The organism is Membranihabitans marinus, assembly GCF_021729155.1.
Classification (GTDB): domain Bacteria; phylum Bacteroidota; class Bacteroidia; order Chitinophagales; family Saprospiraceae; genus Membranihabitans; species Membranihabitans marinus.
In genome coordinates this window covers 15,141-28,069 of record NZ_JAJQYA010000015.1, presented here as the reverse complement: position 1 = coordinate 28,069, position 12,929 = coordinate 15,141, and the positions used below count along the sequence as shown (strand labels likewise).

Below are 12,929 nucleotides of genomic sequence, written 5' to 3'. Positions count from 1 at the left end.
CCCAAGTTGAGTATTGGCTTGAATACAGATAAATACGAATTACATTTATAATTGTAATGTAGTAATCTGCGCAATATCATATCATTTCCTGTTTCTAGACAGTTAAAATGACCATGAATGATTGACTTCATAACAATACTTCGAGTCGCTGTAGTATAGCTATTAGTTTTCTAAGTTGTAATTGTCCCTTATGAAATCGCGGTAGCTATCCAGCCTATCCTCAGTAATTAAGAATCGATAGTTGTTGATGGCCAATGGATAGATATCTACTTCCATGCCCTTGCTAAATTTATTTTCCTGTTTCTTAACCGTATTGTAATAGGTTTCTGCCTTTTCTTGGTTGTCAAACCTTCTGACCAATAAGGCCGCTTCTTTTTCTCCTTTCTTGGTTATTTGAACCGTGGATATGGTCAACTTATCATTGTTAAAATACTCTTTGTTGAAATCGCTAATTTGGATTTTAAGAGTATTGATAGACTCAGGGCTAGGAACGGTGACCAAAATGTAATGCGGTATGGAAGCCACACTGGTATTAAAGTCATTGTTGGTTAAGCGGGTAATATTGGTTTCAATCTTGCCTCCCAATACTTGAATATAGTTTCTAGCTTCTTGGCCTTCATCAGAGTTGGGATAATTAGCAACCAAGTATTTGAGTTTTTCAATATAGGGCTCTTTTCCCTCTACTCTACCTGTGACCAAAGCGTCTAACAATGCATACTTGGGCATGAATTCTTTGTCCGTTTTAAACATGTTGAATGCTTGGTCAATCAGTGTTCTTGCTTCTTCCAAATCATCGTTTTCGTATGCTTTAAGAATTTTCTTATAAGCACTTTCAGCTACCGTTTCTTGATCGAAAACAGGGGTGTTGGCTATTCTTATGTTTTTAGCTAGCTCAGTATCTGCAAACAGTTGATCAAATTTGCGCTTGTATTCATCTGCTTTGGCTGTGTGACCAAGATCTTTCTCATTTAAATACAGCAGGTAAATAGCCTCTGCCTCAATTTCTCGCAAAGGTTGACGATCGAGTAGGAGGAGCAGGGTTTCGTTACTCTTTTCAAGTAAGTTTAAATCCGACCGATAGCTAAATGCCATTTTTAACATAGCTTCATTTATCATTCCTTTGACTTGGACCCTTTCGTTATCGTCTTTTGGAACATCTTTTAGGATCTCATCTATTTCGGTATCGGTTATTCCAAATGAAAAGCTCCTTCCATCAGCCTCTGGGCTATCCTCTATTTCATCACTACTGCCGCCTATTCCACTTCCTATGGACGAATTTCGCCAGTTGTCGGCAAGTTTTCGATCCCCCCATATTTTTTCAAATGCTCTTTCTCCACGTTTCAATTCTTTTTCATTGTATGCGAAAAAAGAAGATTCTGCATTACCTCCGGCTGACAATTGACTCGTGGATTGAATTTGGTCGGCATAATTGCCCGAATCTTCATTTGACCTCATTTCCTCTATGTCTTCCTTCTTTAAACTTAACGCCAATGCCTTTTTCTGCTCATAATCGTAATACGAAATTTTTAAAAGACTGTCTTGCAAGGCTATGGTCTCTATAGACTGAGCCACTGTTTTAAGTTTTTTGGCCAATTGCTCGGTTTTATAAAACCTGTGATCTTGCTGAGCCATCACCATAAGGGTTGAATCATAATACTTTTTAGAAGGCAAATAATCTTCGTTTTCAAAATAGTATTCCGCAATGGTTAAATAAGCATTGGTCTTTGTCTTTTGCGAAGCATTTAATTCTGGAGAAGACACCTTCTTTAAGGTTTCAATAGCTTTTTCTATTTCATAATTTTTGAAATATACTTTGGCCATTTGATAATATATTTCTCCTCCAAAATCAATATTGTTCTCATTTTTCAACAGTTTCTCCAGTTTCTCAATAACATTTATATCTTCAATGAGAATAATGTTCAATTGTGCATAGAAGTCTAGGTGATAATTGGGTTTTAAACTGCGTACCTTTTCGAAGTAGGGGATGGCATCATGGCTACCACTACCTCTGGATTGAATTTGTCCAGCAATAAATGCCAATCTTATTTTTTGTTCTCTGTCTATATTTCTCTCCAAAGCGTGATCGATTCCCGTTAAGGCATGGGAGAATTGGTTGTTCTTAATATAATTGTCTATCAATGCTATGATGGCATCGTTTCTTACCAATGGAAAGGTTTTGGGATCTTTGATCAATTGAGTCAACCGATGTTCAGCAGAAAAGTAATTTTCCAATGCCGTCCAAGCTCTGGCTTGCCACAATAAGCCTTCTTGATATGCAGGTCTATGTTTCATGAAATAACTGTCGGCTGTTGATTCTTCTGGTATGTCCCAACTGCCATTCATGGGCAGTGGTGCATGATTGGCATTGGCCAATAGTTGGTCGGATTTGGACACTTTTACTTCATCTAAATCTTTCAGTGGTTCAGCAGGGTCGATGGGGTCTGGAGTGGTTTCCTCTTCCTTCGCAGGTCTTTTTTTCTTCTTTTTATTTCTGTTCTTAGTGCTCTTTTTTCTTTCTTTTTGACGTTGAGCTATTTCCTTATTTCTTTCCTTTACTTTTTTCTGTTGTTCTTTATAAGCAGCCCGAGAGATTTTTTCTTTAGCTGAACTTTCATCGCGCCCCGCTTTTTCTATAGTCTCTTCCTCAAGGGATATGGGGTCAAAATTGTTGATGAGATACAGAAAAGCATTAGAAGCAGATTTGTAATCTTTTTTCAGATAATTGGCTTTACCCAACATCAGGTAATTGTCATCTAGCCAATGACTAACTGGATGTAAAGCGGATATCGTAGTTACTTTTTCAATGATTTTGTCTAAGTTGGCATATTGATTCTCTGCATTGGGGTTAGCGACATATGGGAAAACAGCTAACAGGGTATCGTAGTCTTCAGCATAACTCTCATTTAAGGCGGCTATACTTTCAGTTAATAAAATATCTGCATTAAAATATCCATTGTATCTCGAAGTCATATTGTGGTACGCTTTGCCCAGTTTGGACATTTCTTCTTTGTCTTTTTGGACAGTGCACGCCGAGATTGACAGTAGAATGAGTGAGTATATAATAAATGGACGAATCATTAGGTTGTTTTAACTGTTTACACATTAAAAATTATGCTAATATAAAATATTTTAGCGGCTAATTCACTTTGTTGATGGAATAGTTGCAAATCTAAGAAGAAAACACGGATTCAATCTCTTCTGTATAATACCTATTTCATCATGATCTTAACTTAAGTTTTATAACTAATTATTGACTGGTTTATTTTAATTCAAGAAATTAAACTTTACTTTTATCTCTACTTTGGTTTTTGCGAAATAATGTCACTTAGAATGAGTTGTTTATGTAGATAGTTTAGTCTACTGACCATTGCTTCATTTCTCGAGAATACAATTGGAGATGGATTGGTGTTATTATACTTAATAAATTAGAGATTAAATGGAAGAAGATAAAAGGAAAAAAAAGTCGAGATGGCGAAAGAGTTACCGAATGGTGTTGACCAATTTGGAGACTCTTGAGGCCGAATATCGGATCACCTTTTCTGGTACGCAACTCTTAGTCCTTGGGATTGGATTGTTCTTTACCATGTTTTTATTGTTTTATGGATTGATAGGATTCACTCCCTTAAAACGAGCTTTGCCTGGGTTTTATGCACAAGTGGAAACTTCAGAGATTATCAAATTAAGAGAGTTGATCAATGGTATGGAATCTCAGATGCAAGAGCAAGATGCCTATATTTTGTCTTTGAGAAGTTTGTTGAGTGGTAAACCCATAGACAGTTTGCAAAAGGATGATAAAGAATTAGTCAGTGCGACGGATAATGCAGAGCCCAGTATCGTGGAAAGAGTGAAGGAAGACGATGAGTTGCGTGAAAATATTGAGAGAAAAGAAAGATTGGATGCTCTGAGGACTTCGTTTAATCCCGATTTATCTTCACAACAACGGCTAGATAATGAGGAAATAACCTTGTTTGCTCCAGTAATTGGACCCATTGGAAAAAAATATGATCCCTCAGAAAATCATTTTGGTATAGATATTTTGGCGTCCAAAAATACAGCTATTAAATCCATTGCCTCTGGTATGGTATTGCAATCTGATTGGAGTGTGGAGACGGGAAATTCAATAATGATCCTTCACGACAATGGACTAATATCGGTGTATAAACACAATTCTTCTCTATTGAAAGCCAACTACGATAGGGTTCAAGCTGGGGAAGCTGTAGCCATTATTGGCAATACGGGAACACTGAGTACTGGACCGCATTTGCATTTCGAAATTTGGGAAAATGGACGCCCCAAAGACCCTACTGAGTATATAAATTTCAAGTAAAATTCAATTCAATTAAATAAAAATTGAAATAAAGTAATATTTTTGACCCATGGAAAAGGGAAACAAAATTAAATTTAACGAAATTGTAAACGAGCAGGGTGAACATCTTAGCCCCGTTTTACCAGAGGAAGTAAAGAATTTTTTGATTGATATCGACGGTACGATTTGCGATGATATTCCTAATGAAGAGCCAGAAAGGATGGTTACTGCAAAGATCTATCCCGATGCTTTGGAAATCATTAACAAATGGTATGCTGAAGGTCATGTCATCACTTTCTTTACCAGTAGAACTGAAGAACACCGTGAAGTAACGGAAGAATGGTTGCGCAAGCACAACTTCAAATATCACGGACTTTTAATGAATAAGCCTAGAGGGGGTAATTATCACTGGATAGACAATCACATAGTGAGAGCTACTAGATTTAAAGGTAAGTTTACCGATCTAGTGATCAAGCAGAAAGCGGTTGAAGTATTTAATCACTAGTAATATCTAGGGCCGTAAACTTCACGGAGAGCGGCATCTATTTCTGTATATTCAAATTGGAATCCTTCTTCTTGGAGATAGTAGGGTAGTGCTTGGACATTGGTAAGAATGATCTCGCGCATTTCTCCGAACAGCCATCGGATTAACATTTTGGGTATAGATACCATGATGGTTAAGGAAGGATCGACTTCTTTAAGTTGTCTACTCAACTGTTTTGTAGTACATGGATAAGGTGAGGTCAAATTATATATTTGTTGCATTTCATCATTTAATAAAATATGGTGAATAGCGCGACCTAGGTCTGTTTCATGTATCCAACTTAGGTAGTCTTTACCCGATCCAAAGTAGGGGGAGATGCTGAATTTTAGTGATTTATTGAATTGAGTAAGGAATCCACCTTCTTTACTCAGTACTACACCTAGGCGCAGTACACCGTGATCGATGCCATCTACACTATTTTCAAAAAAAGTAGTTTCCCATTTTTTGGAAAGGTGAGTAATGAAAAGTTGACTATTGGATTTATCTAATTCGTTAACAGGATCCGGTACATTGCCATAATATCCAGTTGCCGAAAGATTGAAATATTTTTCTGTGATGAGATTTTTATCCCTTATCAATTTCCAAAGATATTCGGTGGGCTTGATTCTCGAGTTTAGTAATTCGTTTTTTCTCTTCGTTGTCCATTTCTTAGAGGCAATAGAAGCCCCGCAAGTATTGATGATGGCATAATACGAATGTTTAAAACATTCATTGTCAATTCTTTGGTTGTCCGGATCCCAGGTGAATGAGTCTGCTTCTGTAGTCGGTTTTCTGGTAAGAAAATAAACATCGAAGCCCTGCTTAGAGAGTTGTTTTTTTAAAATGGTGCCGACTAGACCAGTACCACCGGGTATTAGGATTTTTCTCATTATCTAATTTAGTAATAATGTCGTATAAATATAATAACTTTGTTCGATATCCCTCTAAACATGACCATCTTAAGATTTGTATGTATTTTGTTTATTGTCTTTAACCTATTTCAATGTAAGGACCCTGTAGAAAGATCTACTTTAAATGTAATAAAAATACAGATTAATTCTGAACCCGACATTTTAAATCCCGCTATTTCTCGTAAAACTGTGTCCAGTCAAATAGAGTCACAAATGTATCTGCCATTGGCTGAGATCGATGACCATACTGGTGAATGGATACCAATTTTATTAAATCAATGGAAAGTCACACACAATGACGATGGCGTGCGATATGAATTGATATTAAACAAAGATGCATACTGGAGTGATGGCAAAGCTATAGACAAGGCCGACCTAATATACACCCTGGTTATGGGGCTTAATCCCTATGCTGAAAATAAGGCATGGGCTGCTTATATTTCATTGATCCACCATGTGGAAGACTTGGATGGTGGTCTAGCCGTGATACTAAAAGAACCTTATATTTTGTCCGATGAATTTATTGGAAGTCTGAGTATTTATCCTTCACATCGCTTGGACGAAGAGGGTTTGGCAAATATAGAGATACTGAATCATTTGCTTGAGACCAAGGAACTCACTTCGGTTGAAGATCAAAAACTGGAATCTCTATCCTCTAGTTTTAATAGTTATGGCCAAATAGGTGAGAATAATTATGTAGTCAATGGACCATATATTCCCTTGCAGTGGATGACGAATCAAAAAATAGTATTAGAGCGGAGGGAAGATTTCTGGGGAGATGATGTTCTACCCAAGATATACACTGAGAACAAGGCTCAGCGATTGGAATTTATCATTATCCCCAATGAAGAAAATGCCTTAAATGCGTTTATTCAAGACGAAGTAGATGTGCTGACAGATTTAAGGGAAAAAGATACTTCCTTGATTAGTGATTATGGAGGGCAAACCATGTCCGTACCCAATCTTCAAGTGTTGTATATAGCCCTCAACAATCAGAATAGTTTATTGGAAAATGTCGGTATACGTAGGGCACTTAATTATGCAGTCAATCGATCTGATTTAATAAGTAAATTGTTCAATTCAAATACCTTGCCCGTCTATGGTCCGATACATCCCAGTAAATATTATGCCGACACTACTGCCGTCCCCCATAATGTGGAAAGAGCGAAGCAGATGTTGTCTGATTTGGGATGCGTGGATAGAGATGGTGATGGCATAGTGGAATGTGAGATTGGAAATAAATGGCAGCCATTGGTATTTAATATCTGGACAACAAGATCTACACTATCCAAAAATGTAGCGACATTGCTGAAAAGTTACTGGTTGGAAATAGGCGTGGAACTCAATATTGAATCTGCGGATTTCAAGAGTTTTCTTCCTGAATTACAGCAGAAATCATTTGATATGGCTGCTTTGGCATTGAGGCAAAACAATATAAAAGATGATCCTTATCCTTTGTGGCATAGTTCACAAGCTATAGTGGCGGGAAAAAATTATCAAGGTTTAAAGGATGATATCCTCGATTCTATTCTGGAGGATTTGAGGACTAATTTGAATTTTGAAGAGCAAATGGCTCTTTATCATAAGTTTCAAAAGCGGTTTAGTGAGATAACACCGGTTATATTTCTTGTGGCTCCAGTCGATATTATAGGGGTGAAAAACAGAATAGATGTATACCGAATAGCCCAAAGGCCGGGGTATGATATTGGTAGGTCGGGAGTAAAGACAGAGTAATTTTTTAAAAGAACAATTTTATTGTGACAAAATTGATTTCAAAATGGATGTTTCGCTGCCTCGTCATACCTATCATTACTTTGTCCATAATGTATTGTACGCTGTGGTTGTTCTACAGATTGTCCGATTGGAAGGGTTTGGATACCGAGGTTATTACTACTGGTTCAGCCATGGATCAACAATTGTTGCTCAGATCAGAGTTGATGGTCGATAAGGGACAGGTGGATAAAAATATGCCATTGTTTTACTTTTCATTATTGTCCAATGCTTTACCCGATGAAGTATATTCTATCCCTTTGGTTTTTCGCCATAACTTTGAAGAGTTGTGTCATCAAGTTAAAGATCCTCTACTTATGGGGCAATATGGATCTTTTTTATCAGATGGACTGTCCCGTTTTAAAAATCATGGCAGTGAACATTCGCTACCGGCAAAAGAGTTGATTTCTCTTTTATCCGTATCGACAATTGATGATTTTTCAAATATTCGCTCTTCCATCTCTAATAATGTGGCCTTACAGTGGATAGATCGACTTTCTCTAGCAGGTAGTAAAGATGGATTAAAGGCAGGCAAAGGATATCGATGGCTGTGGCATGGGCGAGAAAATATATTTAATCACCAATTGAATTTGTTGTTGGGGCGGTCAGCTTCCAATCTAGATATCAATGGACAACCGGTGTATCGGGTCTTTGTCAAATCACTGCAATGGACATTGTCCTACACTATTCCTGGGTTTTTACTTGCTGTATTTCTATCGATGTATCTCGTAATCACTGGACATATGACTTCAGTAAATGGGAGGATGATGAGGCTGGCTCGATTTATGTCATTGGCACTGTATTCTTTACCTACCTTTATTATCTGTTTGTTGGCCCTCGTTTTTTTGACCAGTCATCGATACGGTTGGATGTCTACTTTATTTCCTTTTCCCACGTTTTATTCTGTAGAAGTAAAGCATTTGGGTGAGATTTATATGAAATATGGACATCAATTGGTTTTACCCATCTTGCTTTTTTCCATTTGGCCAGGCATCGTGTTATTTCGAGTTTTCGATGAAAAATTAAAGACCATAGGAGAGGAAACAGGAATCAATGGATATTTAATGCAAATGGGGATGAATAAAAATATAATTCGATTTAAATACTTGCCTCGGTTTCTTTGGGTAACGGGAATGGCGACCTTTTCAAACATTTTTGTTGGGTTGTTCGGAGGTTCTTTGATATTGGAAATGATATTTAATCTGCCTGGATTGGGTCGTTGGTTTTACGATGCTATTTTAATGTTGGATATCAATACCACATTGTTTTTGGTTGTATTCTTTACTATTTTACATCAAGTGGGACACCTTATTTCCGATATGGTTATCTCCACCGTCGTCTATGGTTCTAGTATTAGGAAGAATAAAGGTGGAGGAATATGAAGGATTGGATTGGGCGACATATAGAGGTAGTAATATTGGGCTTGTTTTTGTTTATATGTTATATCGGGAGTAGTTTTCTTGCCAATGAAAATGCGATTTTAGCTAAATGCGATGGAGAATATCAGTTTTTTCATAAAGAGAATACCGGTGAATGCACTGTTCTATGGCATCCATTATTAGTTAAGATGGATGGTGAAACCATAAGGCCAGAGGTAGCTAGTTATGCCAGACCTTTGAGTAGAAGCCCACAGGTGGGTATACATTTATTGGGTACCGATGGATTGGGACGCGATGTAATGGCTGGATTGCTATACGGAGGAAGAAAGTCGATTACCATTGGTTTATTGACGGCTTTATTGGCCATTGTTTTGGGGTGGAGTATCGGGTTAGTCATTGTTTTTTTATCCAAATTGGGGATGGCGAACTATCATTATTGGTCAATCATCGGTCTGATCATCGTGTTTGTTATGTCATTTTTCTTAGAGATATACCATTTATTTATATTGATGGCTTTGTTGGCTGGGTTGATTTATATATTCTTTGTTTCAAGGCCTTCTGCTAAGCGAATTCGAGTTGGCTGGCTATTGTCTCGCGGGGTAGAATGGTATCAAGCCCTACCGGATTTATTGATATTACTGGTGTTGTCGGCCTCTTTGAAACTGACCAATGAGTGGACATTGATTTTGATTATGGTATTGATTTCCTGGCCTGGTTTTGCGATGATGGCCAGGAGGGAAGGATTGGAGATCATGGAAAAGCCATATTTTAAACAAGCGCTTCGCAATGGGGTAAAGTACCAATGGTTGTTTTTAAATTATTTGTTTAAAAATTCAGTACACTTGTTTTTGGCAGTATTGCCATTATCTATTGCCAGGTTTATACTACTGGAGACGACATTGTCGTTTTTAGGGTTGGGATTACCACCAGATAGGGTTACATTAGGTACTTTACTCAATCAGGCAAAGGATTATTTAGATGGTTGGTGGGTATTTGTGTTTTCTGGTCTATTTATTTTTATATTATTGTTTTTTCTGCAGCGATTGGGCTATAAATTGTTAAGTTTTAATAGTGTGACAGGCCAATAATTAGAAATATACATTCATTTAGTTTAAAAAACTCTAGATTATCTTTAAAAAAGATATGGGTAATCCAACCTATTGTTAGATATTTGAGGATTAAAATAATAACTAAAAAATGGCTGATTATTCTTATGTTTTTAATGCACATCCCAAAGTCATTGAAAAATTGTATGAACAGTATAAAAATACTCCCGAATCTGTAGATCAGGGATGGCGAGTTTTTTTTAATGGATTTGACTTCAATAATAACGGAAGTGAGGTAGGAGAGATTCAAGCCCCAGCAACTGTTGGGAAGATTCAAAAGGAGTTTGATGTATTGTCAATTATTCACGGATATAGAGATCGAGGACACTTATTGTCTACGACGAATCCTATCAAGCCGAGAAAGGATAGAAAACCTCATTTAGATCTGCAAGACTATAATTTGGAGGAGTCTGATTTGGATGAGATTTTTATTTCAGGGGAAGAAATTGGAATGAAGAATGCCACCTTGAGGCAAATCATTGATCGATTGAATACCTTGTACATAGGGAATATTGGATTTGAATATGCTCATATTGAAGATAAGGAAAAGCGCATGTGGTTGCGCAATAAAATAGAAAGCAGATCCTTGGATCCCGATCACGGATTGTCTTTTGACAAAAAAGAAAGGATATTAAATAAATTAAACGGGGCATCAATATTTGAAAAGTTCTTACATACCAAATATATTGGTCAAAAGAGATTTTCATTAGAGGGAGGTGAAAACCTTATTCCTGCATTGGATGCCATGATCAATAAAGCTGCCGAAGATATTGTAGAGGAAGTGGTTATAGGGATGGCTCATAGGGGGCGACTCAATGTACTTGCCAATATCATGGGTAAGACTTATGAACACATTTTCAATGAATTTGAAGGGATTGCGGTTCCAGAATTGGCGTTTGGAGATGGAGATGTAAAGTATCACATGGGCTATTCTAGTTTGGTGGAAGCGATGAACGGGAAGAAGGTGCAGTTGAAATTGGCACCAAATCCCTCACACTTAGAAGCGGTAAATCCTGTGGTAGAGGGTTATGCTCGAGCCAAAGCGGACGAATTGTATGAGTCAGATTACGATAAGATATTGCCAGTGTTGTTGCATGGAGATGCTGCGATTGCTGGACAGGGTATAGTATATGAATTGATCCAGATGAGTAAGCTGGATGGTTATTATACTGGAGGTACCGTACATTTTGTGATCAATAATCAAATTGGATTTACCACAGACTTTGACGATGCTCGATCATCAACTTATTCTACAGGGGCAGCCAATATGGTTCAAGCACCTGTATTTCACGTCAATGGTGACGATGCTGAGGCGGTAATTTTTGCTTCAGAATTGGCCATTGAATACCGTCAGAAATTTAACAATGATGTGTTTATCGATATGGTTTGCTATCGAAAGCACGGTCACAATGAAGGTGACGATCCGCGATTTACTCAACCAAAGATGTACGATATCATCAAGGATCATATGAATCCTCGAGAGATATATATCGATAAATTGGTACATCGCGACAAGGTTGAAAAGAAGATGGCAGAGGATTTAGAGAAAAACTTCTGGGAAGATCTTCAGAAAAGATTGGATTTGGTGAAACAACAGCCATTGCCCTATACTTATCAGAAACCTGAGTTGGCATGGCAAGAACTCAAAATCACCAATGATCCAGCTGACTTTGAAAAATCTCCAGAAACTGGTATTTCGACTGAAGATTTCGATTTGATAATTAGTAAGTTGACCTATTTACCAGAAGGATTTTCTCCTGTACCTAAGGTTATCCGATTGTTTAAGGGGATGAATAGTCTGCTTGAAAAAGAAACCCTAGATTGGGGATTGGGTGAGTTGACGGCTTATGGGTCAATTTTGCTCGATGGCAAGAATGTTCGAATGAGTGGACAGGATGTCAAGAGAGGAACTTTTTCTCATCGTCATGCAGTGGTATATGATGCGAAGACATTTAAAGCGCGAAATAGACTAGAGGATTTGCGAGATGATCAAGGTCGATTTATGATATACAATTCTCTTTTGTCGGAGTTTGCCGTCATGGGATTTGAATATGGATATTCATTGGCATCTCCGGACCATTTGGTTATTTGGGAGGCACAGTTTGGAGATTTCTATAATGGAGCTCAGACCATTATCGATCAATTTATTTCTGCGGGAGAAAGTAAATGGCGAAGGATGAGTGGATTGGTACTTTTATTACCTCATGGGTATGAAGGTCAAGGTCCAGAACACTCCAGTGCCAGATTGGAAAGATTTTTACAGATTTCTGCGGATTACAATATAACGGTAACTAATATTACGACTCCTGCCAACTTATTTCATGCATTGAGACGGCAGTTGGCTCGACCATTTAGAAAGCCATTGATCAATATGTCGCCGAAGTCATTATTGAGACATCCTCTATGTATCAGTCACAAATCGGAGTTTGTAGAAGGATCATCGTTTAAAGAGGTGATTGAAGACGATATTCAAGTAGCGGCCAGTAAGATCAAGAAGGTATTGATGTGTACAGGTAAGATGTATTATGATTTATTGGAGAAACTTCAAAAAGATGAGATCAAGGATGTCAATCTTGTCCGTGTTGAGCAATTGTATCCATTGCCGGTCAATCAGTTAGAGGCTATTAAGAAGAAGTATAGCAAGGCCAAGTTTGTGTGGGTTCAAGAGGAGCCAGAGAACATGGGGGCATGGATTTATTTAAATTATTTGTTGAAGGACTGGAATTTGGAGAAAGTATCGCGTGATCCTGGAGCTTCACCGGCTACAGGATTTAAGAAAATTCACGATGAGCAGCAAGCGGCTTTAATTGAAAAGGCATTTTCAATATAGGCGATAAAACTATAGATCAGGGGCTATAAGTGGAAGATGAAATTTCCATTGATGCGAGCACCACGTGAGATATAGAGATAAATTTTACAGGCCCTATATAGGAT

At 37.6% G+C, this 12,929-nt stretch carries 8 protein-coding genes; 6 read left to right on the top strand and 2 right to left on the bottom strand.

The window, feature by feature from the left end; genetic code table 11:
• Positions 1-162: 162 nt before the first annotated feature.
• On the bottom strand, positions 163-3,078 hold the full coding sequence (porW, locus tag LVD51_RS10930; RefSeq protein ID WP_236971323.1) for a type IX secretion system periplasmic lipoprotein PorW/SprE: 2,916 nt from the start codon (positions 3,076-3,078) through the stop codon (positions 163-165).
• A 358-nt stretch (positions 3,079-3,436) separates the two neighbouring features.
• On the opposite strand from porW, the gene LVD51_RS10925 reads away from it, so the two are divergent.
• Together LVD51_RS10925 and LVD51_RS10920 are read left to right on the top strand one after the other, a co-directional pair.
• Positions 3,437-4,327, top strand: a complete 891-nt coding sequence (locus LVD51_RS10925) for a M23 family metallopeptidase (RefSeq protein ID WP_236971321.1) — start codon at positions 3,437-3,439, stop codon at positions 4,325-4,327.
• 49 nt (positions 4,328-4,376) lie between these two features.
• Positions 4,377-4,811 carry an LNS2 domain-containing protein gene (locus tag LVD51_RS10920; protein WP_236971313.1) on the top strand — a complete coding sequence of 145 codons (435 nt, stop codon included), beginning with the start codon at positions 4,377-4,379 and terminating at the stop codon, positions 4,809-4,811.
• Here LVD51_RS10920 and LVD51_RS10915 read toward each other — a convergent pair.
• The gene (locus LVD51_RS10915; RefSeq protein WP_236971312.1) at positions 4,808-5,719 is read right to left on the bottom strand and encodes a TIGR01777 family oxidoreductase; all 912 of its coding nucleotides are present in this window, start codon (positions 5,717-5,719) and stop codon (positions 4,808-4,810) included. The two genes, LVD51_RS10920 and LVD51_RS10915, sit on opposite strands and share 4 nt — an antisense overlap.
• A gap of 60 nt (positions 5,720-5,779) precedes the next feature.
• On the opposite strand from LVD51_RS10915, the gene LVD51_RS10910 reads away from it, so the two are divergent.
• The 4 genes from LVD51_RS10910 to LVD51_RS10895 all read left to right on the top strand — a co-directional run bounded on the left by LVD51_RS10910 (position 5,780) and on the right by LVD51_RS10895 (position 12,825).
• On the top strand, positions 5,780-7,474 hold the full coding sequence (locus LVD51_RS10910) for an ABC transporter substrate-binding protein (RefSeq protein WP_236971310.1): 1,695 nt from the start codon (positions 5,780-5,782) through the stop codon (positions 7,472-7,474).
• Positions 7,475-7,497: 23 nt separating this feature from the next.
• Complete coding sequence (locus LVD51_RS10905; protein WP_236971308.1) at positions 7,498-8,892, top strand: ABC transporter permease family protein; 1,395 nt, start codon at positions 7,498-7,500, stop codon at positions 8,890-8,892.
• Complete coding sequence (locus LVD51_RS10900) at positions 8,889-9,977, top strand: ABC transporter permease (RefSeq protein ID WP_236971306.1); 1,089 nt, start codon at positions 8,889-8,891, stop codon at positions 9,975-9,977. The genes LVD51_RS10905 and LVD51_RS10900 overlap by 4 nt, the downstream gene beginning before the upstream one ends.
• Before the next feature lie 109 nt (positions 9,978-10,086).
• The gene (locus tag LVD51_RS10895) at positions 10,087-12,825 is read left to right on the top strand and encodes a 2-oxoglutarate dehydrogenase E1 component (protein WP_236971299.1); all 2,739 of its coding nucleotides are present in this window, start codon (positions 10,087-10,089) and stop codon (positions 12,823-12,825) included.
• The last annotated feature ends 104 nt before the right edge of the window (positions 12,826-12,929 follow it).